The following is a 17,675-nucleotide window of genomic DNA, read 5'->3' as shown; positions in this document are numbered from 1 at the left end:
ATTTACAGCCTCTGAACAGCCACTTTACATCGCTTCTTACAAAAAGCAACTCCATACGCCAGAATATTATTTCTTCCTTCATTACGTAACCGTTCATCGTACCGCTTTTCTCTGATCTGTGCCAGCGCTCTTTCACATGCATTTTGCAATCCTGAAAAAGTCTGAGAATATTTCAACTCGATAACGATCCCGGCATCCGGATCTTCCGGTTCTGCCAGAATATCTGCAAAACCATCTCCAGATTCCGCATTAGACTGAACAAGCCAGTTTGGATCACTACGCAAAAGCCCCAACAAAAGTCCATGATAAAAAATTTCTTTTTCTTCATTTCGTCCTTTTGTATCAAAAATACTAATCGTATTTCCCAGAATCTTTGTAAGGCGTTCCTCAATCTCACCTGCATTCCCTTCATTTATTGCTTTCAGCAGATTTTTCGTCGGCTCCGCCTCTTTCAGCACTGCGCGGTCAAACCATTCCTTTATCTGAAGCACATAAACTTCTCTTATCTCCCTGTTCGGAATGGTCAGACGATACACTCCCCGTTCGGTCTTCCCTGCCTGTGTAAGATATCCTGTAGTAAATAATACACTCCAGAGATTATCCAGACTGTTATCGATTTCATCATAGGTCAACTCCATACGGACCGTTTTCTCAATAGACTCACCTGCGATCAGACGCTCTATCTCATCTCTTGTAGTCTTATCTGCCCTGTCAATAAATCTCCTTACCAGTTCATTCCCACTGGTATTGATCCAGTAAGACAGCGGCTCCGCATCCGGATTCCCACGCAGACAATCTACATGATTGATCACATCCCATGGGCAGTACACATCCGTATTTCCAAAATGATATCCATCATACCATTCCTTTGTTTCGGAAAGATGATCCTCCATGCCATATGCTGTAAGCAATCTGAAGACCTCATCATCTGTGAAACCAAAATGCTCATCAAATCGATGATCCGTGATCGAAAGCACTTTGAAGTTATTAAGTCCTGTAAAAATACTCTCTTTAGACACGCGAAGACACCCTGTTAATACTGCAAAATACAGAGAATCGTTAGTCTTAAGTGCCTGTCCGAACACACCGCGTATCATGAGCACCATTTCTTTATAATATCCATGCTGAAAAGCCTTATCCAGAGGAACATCATATTCATCTATAAGAATGATCGTCTTCTGCCCATAATGCTTATGCAACAGCTGAGACAATATCTGCAACGCAGAAGAAAGAATATTTTCATCCATAGAATATCGGCCATTCTCCACAGAGATCAATGTACGATATATATCTTTATCCGTTTCTGTCAGTCTGTCACTCTCCAATAAAAACAGAAAACGACTGGCCTCTCTGCCTACCAGTTCTGTCAGCTGATAGCGTGCATTCTCAAAGGTAAGTCCATCAACATTCTTCAGTGATAAAAACACTACCGGAAATTTCCCCATATACTGTTCACACAGTTCTTGTTTCCGGGAAATATAAAGACCTTCAAACAGCGCTTCATCTGCCCCGATCTCGAAGAAACAACGAAGCATACTCATATTCAATGTTTTCCCAAAACGCCGAGGTCTTGTAAAAAGATTTACTTTCCCCCACTGATCGACCAGTTGTTCGATAAGCCTGGTCTTATCTACATAATAAAAATCCGCCTGACGAATTTCCTGAAAATTCTCAATTCCCACCGGTAGCTTCGGTCTCTTCATATTCCGCGTTCCACTCCCTTTCAATGCGAAAAAATCACATACAAATATGCCAATTGCCACGTGATTCGTGCTTTCAGAGTAGCACAATACGCTCTTTTTGTCTATTGATTTATTTCGACTCCGTTCGACAAACATATCCGCTTTACCTGCGCAGCTCTGAAGCTTTTTCACAAAATCCTCTTTCCAAAAGGGAAAGCAACAAACTATGTTACCCTGAAAATGGATCAGATGATAAAATAACTCTGATCACATAGCAAGATCGAAGGTGGTGAAACCTATGGGTACAAAGGATACCATCACCAAAGATTACATGGCTGACAACCCACAGAGAAGCAAAACAATGTTCCTCCACATCCGGAAAATATCTCACCGGCTTCTACAAAGATGACCGGCTGATTCCGGTCATCACCGTAGTCGTATACTTCGGCTCCGATACCTAGAACGCTCCCAGAAGCCTCCACGAAATGCTCTCTGTCCGGGACCCCGAGATTCTTTCTCTGGTCCCGGATTACCGGATCAATCTCTTCTCACCTGCCGAGATAAAGGATGAAAAACTTGATAAACTCCAGAGCAATCTCAAAGAAGTCATGCTCTTCATCAAATACTCCAAAGATAAACGAAAGCTTCAGGAGCTCACATCAAAGAACTCCGGCTTCCAGTCACTCGAGCTCAAGGCAGCCCGGGTCATTGACTCCATAACCGGTATCAATTTACGTTTCACAGAAACAGAAGGGAGTGTTAATATGTATCAGGCTGTTCAGGAAATGTGCGATGATGCACGCGCCGAAGGCCTATCCCAAGGTCGCGCCCAGGGTCTATCCCAAGGTCTTCAGGAACATGCTTTACTTACTGCACAGCGCATGCTAGAGGATCCCAGGTTCTCACCCGAGGATATCAGCAGATTTTCAGGGCTGCCACTTGAGGATGTTCTGAAATTGCGGGAGAAATGATGATTTGAGAAAATGCTCAGGAAGTACCTTGCTTCCTGAGCATTTTCATACTCTATTCTAATGTAATTCACTTTTATTTTTTTCTTAAAAAATGCCCATATAACTTTATTTCTCATCAATATAAGACACATTCCATATACAATACACGATAATAATATAGATAATACTAATGTTGCAATACTTGAAAGAGAAAAATGTTTTACAAATTTACAGCTCATCCATATACCAATGCATCCGGCACAAACCGTACAAATATTATATGCTACGCCTGCATTAAGTCGAACAATTTTCCGTCCAACATAAACACAAACAAGCATCATTATAGCTTCTGCAACTATAGTTGAAAAAGCCACTGCATTTTCTCTCCAAAATGGAATACAAACAAAATTTATTGCAATATTTGCTAATGCACTAACCAAGGTTGCTATAAGCACGATTTTTTCCTTACGCGCCGGAATTAATACACACTGATTATATATCCATCCAAAAATACAAAATATAAGCGCTATACTTAATAATTTCAATGAACCTGTAGCTTTTATATATTCTTTTCCAGAAATCAATAATACGACTTCTTTGCTTAATAATATCAATCCGGTAACCGATGGAAACACCAACATAACCAGGACATTAAAAATCTGAGTTAAAATATTTTTATATTCTTCTATCCTTTTTTGTCCCATTAACAATGATAACCGCGGAATTGTAACAATCAAAATAGCCGCCAACATCTGTTTTACGATCCTATATATTTTTGAGGAAACAGAATATATGCCTACTTCGAAATCTGTTCCCATAAATCCTAACATGGTCGTATCGGAATTAATATAAATAGTTGTTGCAACTGTAGATGCAAAAATAATCATAATAGGTTTCAGATGTCTCTTTAATGCCAAACCTATATCAAATTTTAACGAACAATACTTTTTAGCATGAATAAAATTCAATATATTAGATCCTGCATTTGCAAATACTGTTATTCCTGCATATACAATATAGTCATCAGGTTTTTTAACAAGCAAAAACAGCAAGATAATTGAAATTACTTTAAATATAATACTTCGAATCGTTATGTACGCGTATTCCTCATATATAGAGTAAATCCATTCTGTTCCGATCGTTGTAAAAAGAATTTCAATACTAAACACAGCAATTATCACCGCATAATCTTTAAATTTAGGAACAGCTGCAACTGTAAACACTAATAAAATATAAGCTATTATTGTTGATATAATATTAATTGTAAATATTTCATTAGCAAATATACTGAACTTTTTTTATCATCCCGAAATTTTGTTCCTTCTCTAACTGCATATGTCGATATCCCCAATGCGGCAATCAGTAAAAATATTGAATAACTGATAATGCAAAATTATATTTCCCTACATTTTCAACAGAAAGAACTCTGGAAATATATGGAAACGTAATTAATGGAAATAATGTATTCAAAACTGTTCTTATACCATTTAATAATGCATTTAGACCAAGTGACTTTTTTCATATTTCTAACTATTCCTCTTAATTTTAAATTACAATTTTATGCTTCGATTTGGAAGTCAAATAAGCTAATCCCCAAATTATTATTATCGGAGCCCAAAATTCTGGATATAACAATCTTCCAACAAATGCATCAAATGTTGATCGCGGTGCCTGAAATAAAGAATTTAACATAAAAAGACCAACTGCTATCTTCCAAACATTTTTGCCATCAGATATAATTTTGGATAATAATCTAAAAGTCAAGCCGTAAATAATATTTCCTATAAATACACCTATATATCCATAATCAATATACAGTTCTTCAAAGTAACATGAACCGTATCCAGTACCAACTGCATACCCATATGAATTTGCATAGTAGGAAACAAAATCCGCTAAATATGTTCCATGTAAAGCAGTACTTAATGATTGATTTCCAAAAGAAAAATCTAAATTCAAATTAAATAAGCTATTAAATGGACTATTTTGTAGCCATCTCAATATATTATATAAAGAATAGTGTGCTTCAGAATCTAAATTATTTTTATATAACTCAGCATACTTTACTGCATTTACAGATGTACCTTGTCTTACAAAAAAGCCTACAATAGGAGAATAATCATTTGCATGCCCTACATAATTATTAGATCTAATATATTCAAATAAATACATTGCTCCCATAAGTATTGGAACACATAAACATATTGCCCAAATACCTTTTTTCCAATCCACGGTTTTTCACCTGGTTTTATTTTATTTCTACACATTGCATATGCAAAAATTATAAGTAAACTTGTAATAAAATTTACTCTTCGTCCCGTTCCTAAAGATAAAAATGCATATAAAATATATAACATTATTGGAACTTTAGCATCCTTTTTTTCTGGTAATGTTGACAAAAATATATAAAATGCTGTCGGCGCAAAATATCCAATCTGTCGTACATACCATGGTATTCTACTTGAATATGAAATGTAATACGATGTATAACCATAATGTCTTACATATAAAACAACATCTATAACTGTTAATATCCAAAACACATAACAGCCATAATACATTCCTTTGCTGATTTGGATTATATTATTCATATAACCTTTTTATTTTTATATTCAATTTTAGGTATATTATTTTTATTTTAATTCTTTTTCTTGTTACGCCAAAATATCCTATACATAGTCCTACAAGACTAATAAAAATACATACATCCACATGTTTCTCTATTACATCTGGAAAATTATAATAATAAACTTTCATAAAACGATTCAATATCTGTCCACATAATAAAAATGTAAAAAAGCATACAAGAAATGAAAACATAAATATATTTTCATCTATATTTTTTACAGTAAGATAAAAAAAAGCAAATAAAAATAACCGCATTTAATGCTAATATTCCATTTGTATTTCCTATTCCAAAAACAATAACAGATATAATAGAAAATATAATCAATAGTATTATATTATAATATACTTTGTTGCCTGTTTTTGAAGCCATCTTTATTTTCCTTTCCTTTTATATAATTCACATATTTGTTTAATATGTATAATTCCAAAATAAACTCTATATTGATATAAAATACTCTTCATTTTATTTCTATTACTCATATATTTTCTATTTTCTCTATTGCCTGCGAATATCCAGGGTTTCTCCGAATATAATTTTTTCTTGATTATCTTTTTTCTTTTCTACTCAAATCACACTGTGTATTTCCAATATAACAATCGTTAAATTTTTTAGTTCATCCAGAATATGAATACTAAATGCAGATTTCATTGGTTCACTTTCAAAATTTATTTGTTTTCTAATACAAGGCAGCTCTTTTTCTATATTATAAAGCATTTTGGAATTGTACTTATGATTTGCTGAATTGTTATTCACATAATATAAATACCATATTCTTTCTACAAGCATTGTTTTTTACACTTATCTAACAGTTGGAGATTCCATACTATGTCTTCTCCCATTTTTAACTCAGTATTAAATAAAGTATTTTCAGCTATCTCTCTTTTTATCAATCTTGTCCACGGTCCTCGTCCATAATATCCTTTCATATTTCCAAAATATTTTAACTCTCCAACTGAATTACATTTAAAACTTTCTTTTTCTATATCTGATATAATTCTATAATTTATAGGAATCTGTTTTTGCTTTTCTTCATTGAATTCTTCATTATCTAATAACGTATTACCTCCAATAAGAAAATCTACATTTTCTTTTTCACATAAATGTACCGCTTCTGAAAAAAAATATGGCACTAATACATCATCCGCATCTACAAATGTAAGGTATTTTCCTTTAGAATGTTTAATGCCTTCATTCCTTGCAGCGGATACTCCTAAATTGCTTTGTGTTATAACTTTTATTCGTTCATCAAGTCGAGCAATGTCTCTTATTTCGCTTCGAAACGACTCTTCGCTTCCATCATCAATTAAGAGTATCTCATAGTTCATATATTCTTGATTTAATACACTTAAAATGCATCTCTGCAAGATTTCTTTTTCTACGTTATAGCATGGAACAATTACACTTAAAAACATTTTTTTACCTCAATTGCTTATTTCATTTATAAATTTCTGATAGTTGTAGTCTGCATTAAATTTTTTATTCCAAAAATATCTAGCATCATTTCTATTTTTTTATATTGGTATGAATCTAATTTGCAAAAATCTGTTATTTTTTAGTCAATTCATTTGCTGTTATATTCTGAGATAAAAGAACCCCATTTTCTTTATCCCTAATTATCTCCTTCGTTCCCCCTGCATCTGTTGCGATGCACGGAATTCCAAAAGATGTTGCTTCCATAATTGATACAGGAATCCCTTCTGATGAACTTACATTCACGAATACATAGTAATTTTTATCCTGATATTGTTTCATTAATTCTGTGTTACTGACATTTCCTTTAAATTCATACTGAATATTGTCTCTCAGTTTGTCTTTTGCCATTTTTTTATTTCATCCATTAAAATTCCATCCCCATAATGTGTCCACTTAATCGGGATAGCTTTAATTTGGGATAATGCATTTATCAATAAATCTAGTCTTTTTACCTTTGTCACTGTAGAACAGCTGACAATTTCATAACATTTATCATTGAAAAGATACTCCTTTTCTCCATGATCTATTGTTCCTAAGAATCTGGTATGCACTTTCTGTTTATATTGAGGAAATCTTTTTCTCAGATAATCGGTACCATGATCTGAACATGGATATATATTATCAATTTTTGAAAGAATTCCCTCTCTCATTGGTATATAATTCCCTTTATGTTCTTCTTCATAAAGATCATACCGATGTGCCCTGCTTACAATCTTACTGTTCAATTCCCATTTCTTTTTTAATAACATTGCCACATATGGCTGATATTCAAAACGATATGAATAAAATATTGACTCTTTATTCACATGTCCTTTCATTTTTTTATCTATTAGATCTGCTTCATAATGAGAACGACTGAAATAAACAAACATGTTTACAAAATTTCGCACAGATAATCTACGTGATTTCACCAAGCGTGCAAATTCTTTATATAAATTAATATCTGTCAGAGTCCTGAAACTATATAATAAATAGGTCTTATTTGACGCTTTCATAATTGGAATTACTTTCACATTGTTTCCAACAGTTCTTTTTCTTTTTAAGTGTTCTTTTCTGATCTGCAATGCAAAAATATATACTTCATCAAAGTTATCATAATATTTTATTTCTGTTTCCAAATAAGGCTCCCAATCTCCATAAGGAAAGGAATTTGTAAGCAAATACAGCGTTTTCATTAATCTTCCTCTTCTATCTTTTCTTAAAATCGTATACAGCTGGCCATTTATAATTTTTATAAACAGCCAGCTATACTGCAGTTCTCCTATTTGAGTTTTATTTCAATATTACTCATGATTTTATTGATTTTTGCTCTACACTCATCCAATGTAGAGTCTTTTACAATAATCTGGCCAATACAATCTGCTGAAAATACAAATTTTCGAATCTGATCTCCTGGTTTTTTAAAGAATGTTATTTCCAGAATATCTTCATCCATTTCTCCGGTATATTTGATATCTTCTAGGGTTCCACTTTCTTCTGTTGAAAGAATCATTCGTGCCAGTCCTGCCGTTGTTTTGGAATTTTTCTTTCTCCAATACTCCAACGGATTTTCTCCAACAGCCATTGCTGCGATCATTTTGTAATATTCGATTCCAAAGTTTATCTCCACCAGCTCTGGAAGACAGTTGGCGCCTACACGTCCGGTAAGCTCTATGACGTAGACTTTATTATCCCGGAGAATCAGATCCACATTTACTGCACAGTTATTTAATCCCAATGCCTTGATTGCGCTTTTTACTGCTATTTCTGTCTGTTTGTAAACATCTTCATCACAGTCAAGCGGAACATAATGGCCTACCGGTACTGCCGTATGACTCATATAAGTTTCGTCACCATGTGGCATAACAAAAAGCACCTCATTGTTATATACAAATGCCTGCGCACCAAATTCCCATCCTTCTATGAACTCTTCTACAATACAGTAAGATCTTTTTGTTAATCCCATTGCTGCATGAAATCCGTCATAGGCATCTTTTTCTGTTTTTGCTATGTAAATTCCATTGCTTCCTTGTAAATCCGTTGCTTTAATGATCACCGGTAATTTAATCTTATTCAGTGCGTTTTCTAATTCCTCTTCATTGGAAATTTCAAAATACTGTGCTGTACTTACACCATATTCCATAAAAGCTTTTTTCATTTTGGATTTATCATTACACATAATTGCTGCTTTTTCCGGAAGTCCTGTTAAGCCCAAAGAATCACAAGTTTTTCCAAGAGCTGAAATTCCTGTATCCAGACAGCAAGTAGCCACTCCGTCCAATTTAAGATTCGCTGCTTTTTTAGCAACCTCATCAGGATTTGCAATATTCATAAAGCACACTTCATCTGCCAGAGGAATTCCTGGAGGATTATTATCAGGCATGGTTCCTGCAATTGTTGTGATTCCCATCTCTTTTGCTGCTTTATACAGTCCGATCTGTCCTCTTCCAGCACCTAATACTAAAAGTCTTTTTCCTTCAACACCCATTTTTTCTTCTCCCTTCTAATTTGTATAAACATTTTTTCTGCATACTACAGTTTCAATTGTTTTAAAGAAAATCTTCAGATCACCCAGAAATGTTACTTTCTGTGCATATTTTGCATCCAGAGCCAGTTTGTCTTCCTGTGAAATATTATTTCGATAATAGGCCTGTGTATACCCTGTAATGCCTGGTTTTACTTTTAAACGATCTTTTCTTTTCTGGTCATACTCGGACAATGGTCTGTCTGTTGTTACTGGCCTTGGTCCGATCCAGCTCATGTCTCCTTTCAGAATATTAAATACCTGCGGTAGCTCATCAACTGAAATTTTTCTCATTAGCTTTCCGATTTTTGTTACTCTTGGATCATCTGCACTGTTAAAAGTTGAATTATCCTTATTTCTAATATCTGGCGCATTTACCTTCATGGAACGAAGCTTATACATATTAAAGATTGTCCCGTCTTTTCCCCTTCTCTTTGCCAGATAAAAAATCGTTCCCCTGTCCTCTAGCCAGATCAATGTCCCAAAAATAATACAGACTACTAATACGATCGGCAGTGCAATGACTGCAAATATAACATCCAAACCTCTTTTTATGTATCTTTCGTACATGAATTTATACTTCCCTTACTCCATTTCTATTTCTATTAAATCCAGCGCTTTTTCACATATTTCTACAGCCTTTTCAGCTGTATCTGCCTGCGCGATTACAAAGCCGCTACGATCTCCACTACTCTTTATGCCATTCATTTTTTCCCCGATCCCATGTACAACATAAATCTGTTTTACACCTGGAATCCTTCTGGCTTCTTCAAGTCCCCTGATATCTCTGATGAAACCTTGCTCAACTCTAAAATATCTTATAGCAGATGCTTTATGAAATTTAGGCTCTAAGTCTGCAGTTTCACCAAGTGCAATTCGTATACAACTTTCAACCATATCTACACCTGTGGAAAGAGGCGTAAGATAAGTCGTAATATTATCTCCTCCCAGCCGTGCTCCAAGCTCTACAACTTTAGGTCCATCCTTCGTTATTTTGATTTCTGTATGGGATGGTCCATTTGAAATACCAATTGCGTGATTCGCTGCAATAGCCACCTCCGCTATCTGCTTTTTTATTTCTTCTGTATGACCTGATGGCTGTGAATGTCCCATTTCTACAAAATATGGTGCATCTGTTGTCAGCTTATCTGTAATCTGAATAACATGGCATACGCCGTTGACACTTAAAGTTTCTACACTTACCTCTGGCCCTTCCATATACTCTTCAACCATGAGATCTCCGGACCTTGAAGATTCCTTACTGTAGTTATAAGCCTTTTCCACAGTTTCACTGTCATAATCTTTAAGCAGATTGATTCCCCGGCTTCCCGAATTATCTGCCGGTTTTATAATACATCGATAACCTGCTTCTTTTATTTTTCCTACTGCTTCCAAATATTCTTCTTTAGTAGATACTTTGTAAAATACAGGAATCGGAACACCTGCTTTTTTCAGTGCCTTCCGCATTTCCGCTTTATTTGTTGCTTTCACAGCTGTATCTGCACTAATTCCAATCAAATTCATTTCCCTTGCCACTGCTGCCACTGCTCTCATTGGCATATCTGTAGCAAGTGTCATGATTCCATCAATAGAATGTCTTTTTGCAGCTTTCACTATCTCAGGTATATCAATCGTGCTTATGATTTCTTTTTCGATTCCTTCTGTCTGAAAGCCTACTGCGTCGGGATTCATATCGACAACTACAACTTCCAGCCCCATTTCCTTTGCCTTTTTTATCGCTGGAAGCTGTAATATACTTGCTCCCAAAATCATGATTTTTTTCATTTAATATATTCCTTCACAATCCCCAAAAACATCTCAATCACATACTCCACTTCCTCATCCGTCAACTTCGTATGCAGCGGCAATGTGATCTCATTTTCAAATCGCTTATAAGCATTCGGGTAATCCTTGATATCAAATCCCATATTTTTATAAGCAGTCATCATTGGCAGTGGTTTGTAATGTACGTTGCAGGCAACCCCTTTTTCTGCCATTTTGACGATGATCTCGTGTCTCTGCTCCAGAGTGATTCCCGGGATTCTGGTGATGTACAGGTGTCCGGAAGACTGATGCTCTTCGTTGTAATGATCCAGCACTTCGATGTCGAGTGGTTTAAATGCTGCATCATATCTGCTGATGATTTCTTTTCTTCTTGCAAGCAAAGCTTTATACCGTTTCATCTGCGCCAGTCCAATCCCGGCAACTACATCGGTCATATTGCATTTAAACCAAGGTCCGATGATGTCATACTCCCAGGCGCCAAGCTGTGTTTTTGCAAGGGCATCCTTTGACTGACCATGAAGTGATAACAGCTGATACTGATGATAGATTTCTTCATTATCAATTCCTTCGATATCTCTCCATGCCACAGCGCCGCCTTCTGCTGTTGTAAAGTTTTTCACTGCATGGAAGCTGAAGTTTGAAAAATCCGCAATGCTGCCCACTGGTTTTCCATGCCAGGTCGCACCAAATGCATGGGCTGCATCTGCCATTACGATAACTCTTCCGATTGCTTCCTGAAGCTTATTGACTGGATGGAAAAGCTTCTTTTTCTCTTCTACGATAGAGAAGATCCTGTCATAGTCGCATGGCACTCCGCCAAGATCCACCGGAATGATCACTTTTGTTTTCTCTGTAATAGCTTCTGCCAGCTTGTCATAATCCATTTCCAGAGAATCTTCCTGTGTATCAATAAGAACCAGCTTTGCCCCGACATGACACACCACCGATGCACTTGCGGTATAGGTATAAGCGCAAGTGATCACTTCATCGCCTTCGTGGATTCCCAGAAGACGAAGTGTCATTTCCGCACATGCAGTCTGCGAATTCAGGCATACAGCTCTATTGGTGCCGCATAAATCCGCAACTTCTCTTTCCAGTTCTTTTGTTTTCGGTCCTGTTGTGATCCATCCGGATCTTAAAGCTTCTGCTACCTGTTCGATTTCTGCCTCTGTAATATCTGGCGGTGAAAATGGGATTTTCATTTTTTCAACACTCCTTCGTTTTCGTATATATGTAAATTATTGACCAGTTATCAGTTCTTCTCCGCAGCCACAGCCGCCTCACTCATCAGTTCCTCATACACCTTCTTATGCAGCTTCAGGTCGGAATCCGCAGAGTGATAGGTCGGTACGATCGCGGCTACAATGTCGCGGATCTTTTCGCTGTTGGCATAGCCGTATGCTGCCAGGACTTCCAGCTGTTTGAAGAATTCCTGTACGTCCATTTCGATGGGTTTGCCGATGTGGATGAGGTCGTTTGGAGTTTTCTCCATGCCTTCCTCGGCCATCAGCTTTTCTTCGTAGAGCTTTTCGCCCGGGCGGAGACCGGTGTAGGTGACTTTGATGTCTACATCCGGTGTGTAGCCGGAAAGCTTGATCAGGTTTCGGGCAAGGGTGTCGATCTTTACCGGGGCTCCCATGTCCAGGACGAAGATCTCGCCGCCTTTGGCGTAGGTTCCTGCCTGAAGGACAAGGCTTACGGCCTCCGGGATAGTCATAAAGTAGCGGATGATGTCCGGATGTGTGACGGTGACAGGGCCGCCTTTTTCAATCTGGCGCTTGAACAGCGGGATCACGCTTCCGTTGCTGCCGAGAACGTTTCCGAATCGTACAGCTACGAATTCTGTGCCGGTTCCTGTTTTCGATGTATGGTTTGCACTTACATATGCCTGACCTTCGTTGTCGTGAAGTGCATCCAGGGTATCCTTTCTGTGTCCACCAAGTCGTGGCAGCCAGTCGGTGTGTCCGTTGTGGCTGACCATGTTCATGCTCTGGACTACCATTTCGCAGAGTCGTTTGCTGGCGCCCATGATGTTGGTCGGGTTTACAGCCTTATCGGTACTGATCAGCACAAAGCGCTGGCAGCCGTTCATCATTGCCGCATATGCAGTCTTATAGGTTCCTACCACATTGTTCTTGATTGCCTCACAGGGGCTGTTCTCCATCAGCGGTACGTGCTTATGTGCGGCTGCATGATATACGATCTCCGGCTTATAGGTTTCAAATACCCAGTTGATCCTTTTGCTGTCACGGACGGAGCCGATCAGTACCTTCAGGTTCAGGTTCGGATAACTGGCCTTCAGCTCCTGCTCAATGTCATAAGCGTTATTTTCATAAATGTCGAAGATCACCAGAAGCTCCGGCTCATGACCTGCGATCTGACGGCAGAGCTCGCTTCCGATAGAACCGCCGCCTCCTGTTACCAGGATTCTTTTTCCCTTCAGATACTGAAAGATCTCGGACATGTTAACTTTGATGGTGTCTCGTCCGAGAAGATCCTCCACTGCTACTTTTTTCATCTTGCTCAGGGATACTTCTCCGTTTACAAGCTGATATACACCAGGAAGCTGCTTCAGCTCGCAGCCGGTTTCCTTGCAGATGTTCAGGATATCCCGCTTCTGATGCGGTGTTGCCGTCGGGATCGCAAGAAGGATCTGATTGATATGATACTTGTCCACATTGAGAAAAATATCGTCTCTTCCGCCTACCACCGGAACGCCTTCCATGTATCTTCCCCATTTATTCGGATTGTCATCGATCAGGCAGCGTACTCTGGAATTGGTTTCCTTTGCATTCTGAAGCTCCCGGACAATGGTCCTGCCCGCTTCTCCTGCACCGATGATCATCACGTTTTTGCTCCGCTCCTCACGCTCGCTCTTTTCTCTGCGGTTCCGCTCAAGAAGTACAAAACGATAGGAGAAACGTACGCCTACAGTCAGGAAAAACTGCAGCATGATACCGATCAGATAATAGGAAGCCGGCATCCGTCCCCAGAAGATCGTGATACCCACAATATGCAGAACGCCAGTGATCACACTTGCTACCGTGATCTTGATCAGCTCATGGAAGCTTGCGAAACGCCATACACTGTTATACAGATGCATGCATCCGAACACTGCCAGGGTGATAATGGTATAGATTGGTGCAAAACTCCTCCATGCGGCAAAATAGTCTGTGGGGATCGAGGAATACCGAAAATCGAATCTCACCAGCAGCGCCATAAAATAAGAAAATTAACAGCTATCATGTCATAGATGATCAGATATATCGCAATTACTTTCCAATGTTCTAACTTCTTCATACTTCCTCCGGTCTGTCTTACTGTTTCTGCATAATCCCTGATGTATTCTTCCTGCTCTTTGTCTTCTGTCTGCTTTTCCCTGGGACTTTGTTTTGCCAGTGCCAGAAGCAGGACCGAGAATGCAAGAAGCACTACGATCAGCATGATCAATAAAATCTGCATTTTTACTTCCTCTTTTATATTTATAACTTATCTAATTTATTTTTATCCCCGAACTGCGTCTCCGCAGCCCGGGTCATTATATTCGAATCTCAATATGTATGAATCATTTGGCGCCGCTTCCGCGGAAAACGACCATAACTGTCTTAACCAGGATCTCAATATCCAGTTTCAGACACCATTCGGCAATGTACTTTGTGTCAAGCTCTACGACTTCCTCGAAATCCGTAATATCACTTCGACCGCTTACCTGCCACATACCGGTAAGTCCCGGCTTGATGGCCAGACGTTTGCGATGGTGAAGCTCATACTTCTCCCACTCATCCATTGTCGGCGGTCTGGTTCCTACAAGACTCATATCTCCTTTCAGAATATTCCAGAACTGTGGAAATTCATCCAGGGATGTCTTTCGGATAAAATGTCCTACTCCTTTGATGATTCGTGGATCATCATCCATTTTGAACATCATTCCATCTTTTACGTTATTCTGTTTCATCAGTTCTTTTTTGCGTTCTTCTGCATCCATATACATGGAGCGGAATTTATAGATCTTGAACGGACGACCGTTCTTTCCCATTCGGACCTGTGAAAAAATGCAGGACCCGGAGATTTGATCTTGATGGCCGGAACCAGAAAGATCGCTGCGATTCCTGTAAAAAGACAACCTACCAGACCGCCTGCGATATCCATAGCTCGTTTCACAAACATCTGGCGCGGTGTCACAATGTGGATACTGCTGGAAAGCACAGTGTATCCGCCAAGCTCCTCCACCACCTGGTTCTTGCCAAGGGATTTCATAGTTGCCAGTCTCATATGGATGACAACTCCCATTGCAGAGCAATCCTTGATCATCTGCTCCGGGATTGGAATCTCCTTTGGCACTGCAAAAAATACTTCGTCGATCCAATTCTTATGGATATAGGAGATCATATCCTCCCTCCCGGCTACTACCGGTACTCCACAGACGGATGCACCCTTCTTGTCACAATCCATAAAGACGATTCCTGCCAGATGATAGGTTCCGTAATTATTCTTGCGGATGGTTTCCACCACATTGTCTGCATTTTCACTGACTGTAACGATCAGCAGGGATCGCTTCTCGCTTTCTTCGTATCTGTGATCCTTCAGGAATTTCTTCAGTGCCTGTCTGCCGCAGTAGCTGAAGCAGGTATAAAGCACATAGGTGATCAGCAGGATCATTCTGGAATAATTGTTTCCAATTCTTAAAAGAAACATATATGCCAGGACCAGAAGGCAGACCAGTGTACACTGTTCAAAGGTTTTCTTCAGTTCCACCAGCATTCCTCTTCGCAGAACTCCGCTGAAGCTTTCATTAAAAAATGTGACCATCAGCTGGATAAGAAACATCACCACTGCCACATTTCGATACAGCTCTGTCTCGTATGGCTGACCGATCCCGTTTCGGATCCAGTATGCAAGTACAAACGCAAGCTGCAGACACAACATATCGCAAATCGCAAAATCTGCATGTTTTACCCAGCTGCTGTTTTCTTTTTGATACATATTCTTTTCTACGCCTTCCCTCGCTTACATTTTTTGTTGCTTTTATCCCCTCTCCGGTATCTCAGGCACCTAGAGAGGGGATGATATTTATTTCACGACAATGGTAAGTACGGCTCCGTTGGAGCTGTTTCCACTGTTGTCGACTACATAATATGTAAGCTCGTAAGTTCCCGGTACATTTGTATTTACATTACCGTCAATCTGGATAACTCTAAAAAGATCACTTCTTGATTGTGTATCATCCTGGATATCCTTTACATAGCTTAATTTATCCAGCGTAGTTCCTACCGGTACCTCTACGTAATATGTAGTCAGATACATCTTTGGATCCTGCGGAGAAAGCTGCTCGATCTTGTCTTCCTGTGTCTTCTGCGCCTGTTCCTCCGGAGTCAGTTCTCCTTCTGCGGAATCTCCGCTTTCAGCATCTGTGCTGTCTGCTTCTGTCCCATCCTGCATATCTGTCTCTTCTGCAGGCTCTGTGGTGTCTGTGGAATCTCCATCCTCTGTGAGACCGTCATTATCGATCAGTCCCAGCTGCGGATTTTCGGCACTGCCGTCCTGAGCTTCCATGGTAAATTCTTTTTTGTTACATTGTTGTTTTTGTCCTTTGCAACAAAGATAACAGAAACCTGTTTTCCGTCATTCTTCGGATATATGGTTTCTACAGTAAGAGACTCTGTAACATCTCCATCTCTGTCATCCTGTGCCTTTACATCCTTCAGAAGATCCTCTTCTGTCATATCGGATGTATAATTCGTATCTTTTCCCTCTTCAAATGTGATCTTCGGTCCTTCATTATCCTCGGAGCTCTTCATGTATACTACACCGGCTCCCATACCAAGGCAGATGACCACTAATAAAAACACAAAAAATTTCTTCATATTTTTGCTGCTCCCGGCCTTTCCCAACACTTTGATCCGTTGTTGTTATTTTTATGCGTGACGTTTCTTTTTCTTTTTGGATTTCTTGCCCATTTTGGAAGAGTATGGGATTGTACCAAGTACGCTTAATCCAAGATATTTCTCTACGTCTTCCGGTGTCTTTACAGTATCGTTTGTCAGATATACGATGAGCACAACGGCTGCTGCCAGAAGGATACCCAGAAGTCCACCGATCACACCGTTTTTCGGTACGCTTGGGCTTGACGGCTCATCCGGGATGTTTGCTGTCTCTACCACATTTACTGCCTTGATATCCATAACCTGCTGGATATGCTTGGAAGCAATATCTCTTACTGCGTTTGCGATCTGTGCCGCTGTATAAGGATCGGTATCTGTAACTGTGATGGATACTACTCGTGTATCCGTTGGTGTATCTACGGAAAGCTTCTTAAGAAGCTCCTCATGTGTCATATCCAGTTTCAGCTGTGCGATCACACCCTCAGTAACTGTACGGCTCTTGATCAGCTCCGCATAGTCCTTGGTCAGTGATGTACTTGTCTGGATATCCTGATTGGTCAGTGTGCTGCTGTCCTGCTTGGACAGTACCACGATCTTGGTTGTGGATTCATACTTCGGTGTGATCAGAAGCATGGTTCCCATAACAGCTGCCAGGCAGAAAACAATACCGGATAAAATGATAACACCCAGCTTGCTCAGTAACAGGTGAAATACCTCACCAAGATCGATCTCTACTTCGTCGTTGTTGTTAACAGTCTGATTTTCCATTTC

At 39.0% G+C, this 17,675-nt stretch carries 16 protein-coding genes and 3 pseudogenes; all 19 read right to left on the bottom strand.

Annotated features, from left to right (window positions below):
- Positions 1 to 2 precede the first annotated feature (2 nt).
- The 19 genes and pseudogenes from CK1_RS07740 to CK1_RS07670 all read right to left on the bottom strand — a co-directional run bounded on the left by CK1_RS07740 (position 3) and on the right by CK1_RS07670 (position 17,672).
- On the bottom strand, positions 3 to 1,703 hold the full coding sequence (locus CK1_RS07740) for an AAA family ATPase (RefSeq protein WP_015525705.1): 1,701 nt from the start codon (positions 1,701 to 1,703) through the stop codon (positions 3 to 5).
- A gap of 829 nt (positions 1,704 to 2,532) precedes the next feature.
- Complete coding sequence (locus CK1_RS07735) at positions 2,533 to 3,918, bottom strand: flippase (RefSeq protein WP_353611229.1); 1,386 nt, start codon at positions 3,916 to 3,918, stop codon at positions 2,533 to 2,535.
- Between the two features lie 73 nt (positions 3,919 to 3,991).
- A pseudogene (locus CK1_RS18135) lies at positions 3,992 to 4,120 on the bottom strand (oligosaccharide flippase family protein); the annotation flags it as partial.
- Positions 4,121 to 4,177: 57 nt separating this feature from the next.
- Positions 4,178 to 5,193, bottom strand: a pseudogene (locus CK1_RS07730) (O-antigen polysaccharide polymerase Wzy family protein).
- 22 nt (positions 5,194 to 5,215) lie between these two features.
- A complete protein-coding gene (wzy, locus tag CK1_RS18130; RefSeq protein WP_015525703.1) occupies positions 5,216 to 5,515 on the bottom strand; it encodes an O-antigen polysaccharide polymerase Wzy in 300 nt (99 codons plus the stop codon).
- A 522-nt stretch (positions 5,516 to 6,037) separates the two neighbouring features.
- On the bottom strand, positions 6,038 to 6,673 hold the full coding sequence (locus CK1_RS07725) for a glycosyltransferase family 2 protein (RefSeq protein WP_015525701.1): 636 nt from the start codon (positions 6,671 to 6,673) through the stop codon (positions 6,038 to 6,040).
- Positions 6,674 to 6,806: 133 nt separating this feature from the next.
- Positions 6,807 to 7,082, bottom strand: coding sequence for a glycosyltransferase (locus CK1_RS07720; protein ID WP_015525700.1), 276 nt, complete (start codon positions 7,080 to 7,082; stop codon positions 6,807 to 6,809).
- On the bottom strand, positions 7,064 to 7,909 hold the full coding sequence (locus CK1_RS07715; RefSeq protein ID WP_015525699.1) for a glycosyltransferase family protein: 846 nt from the start codon (positions 7,907 to 7,909) through the stop codon (positions 7,064 to 7,066). Before CK1_RS07715 ends, CK1_RS07720 begins: the two co-directional genes overlap by 19 nt.
- Before the next feature lie 86 nt (positions 7,910 to 7,995).
- On the bottom strand, positions 7,996 to 9,201 hold the full coding sequence (locus tag CK1_RS07710; protein WP_015525698.1) for an ATP-grasp domain-containing protein: 1,206 nt from the start codon (positions 9,199 to 9,201) through the stop codon (positions 7,996 to 7,998).
- Positions 9,202 to 9,216: 15 nt separating this feature from the next.
- Positions 9,217 to 9,807, bottom strand: coding sequence for a sugar transferase (locus tag CK1_RS07705; protein WP_015525697.1), 591 nt, complete (start codon positions 9,805 to 9,807; stop codon positions 9,217 to 9,219).
- Between the two features lie 15 nt (positions 9,808 to 9,822).
- Positions 9,823 to 11,022 (bottom strand): ATP-grasp domain-containing protein, encoded by a 1,200-nt coding sequence (locus CK1_RS07700; RefSeq protein WP_015525696.1) that lies wholly within the window; start codon positions 11,020 to 11,022, stop codon positions 9,823 to 9,825.
- On the bottom strand, positions 11,019 to 12,224 hold the full coding sequence (locus CK1_RS07695; protein WP_015525695.1) for a DegT/DnrJ/EryC1/StrS family aminotransferase: 1,206 nt from the start codon (positions 12,222 to 12,224) through the stop codon (positions 11,019 to 11,021). Before CK1_RS07695 ends, CK1_RS07700 begins: the two co-directional genes overlap by 4 nt.
- A 50-nt stretch (positions 12,225 to 12,274) precedes the next feature.
- Positions 12,275 to 14,245: pseudogene (locus CK1_RS07690) on the bottom strand (polysaccharide biosynthesis protein); the annotation flags it as partial.
- Complete coding sequence (locus tag CK1_RS18125) at positions 14,227 to 14,484, bottom strand: hypothetical protein (protein ID WP_015525693.1); 258 nt, start codon at positions 14,482 to 14,484, stop codon at positions 14,227 to 14,229. The gene CK1_RS18125 and the pseudogene CK1_RS07690, both read right to left, overlap by 19 nt.
- Positions 14,485 to 14,587: 103 nt before the next feature.
- A complete protein-coding gene (locus CK1_RS18120) occupies positions 14,588 to 15,058 on the bottom strand; it encodes a sugar transferase (protein ID WP_353611140.1) in 471 nt (156 codons plus the stop codon).
- A complete protein-coding gene (locus CK1_RS07685) occupies positions 14,977 to 16,005 on the bottom strand; it encodes a Rossmann-fold NAD(P)-binding domain-containing protein (protein WP_015525691.1) in 1,029 nt (342 codons plus the stop codon). The genes CK1_RS18120 and CK1_RS07685 overlap by 82 nt, the downstream gene beginning before the upstream one ends.
- A gap of 87 nt (positions 16,006 to 16,092) precedes the next feature.
- The gene (locus CK1_RS07680; RefSeq protein ID WP_015525690.1) at positions 16,093 to 16,575 is read right to left on the bottom strand and encodes an immunoglobulin-like domain-containing protein; all 483 of its coding nucleotides are present in this window, start codon (positions 16,573 to 16,575) and stop codon (positions 16,093 to 16,095) included.
- Positions 16,530 to 16,886: a hypothetical protein gene (locus tag CK1_RS07675; protein WP_015525689.1), complete on the bottom strand. Its 357-nt coding sequence runs from the start codon at positions 16,884 to 16,886 to the stop codon at positions 16,530 to 16,532. The genes CK1_RS07680 and CK1_RS07675 overlap by 46 nt, the downstream gene beginning before the upstream one ends.
- Before the next feature lie 51 nt (positions 16,887 to 16,937).
- The gene (locus CK1_RS07670) at positions 16,938 to 17,672 is read right to left on the bottom strand and encodes a YveK family protein (RefSeq protein WP_015525688.1); all 735 of its coding nucleotides are present in this window, start codon (positions 17,670 to 17,672) and stop codon (positions 16,938 to 16,940) included.
- Positions 17,673 to 17,675 lie beyond the last annotated feature (3 nt).

The organism is Ruminococcus sp. SR1/5 (assembly GCF_000209835.1).
GTDB lineage: Bacteria > Bacillota > Clostridia > Lachnospirales > Lachnospiraceae > Blautia_A > Blautia_A fusiformis.
Note: the sequence above shows the minus strand (reverse complement) of the source record. Positions and strands in the feature narration are given on the sequence as shown.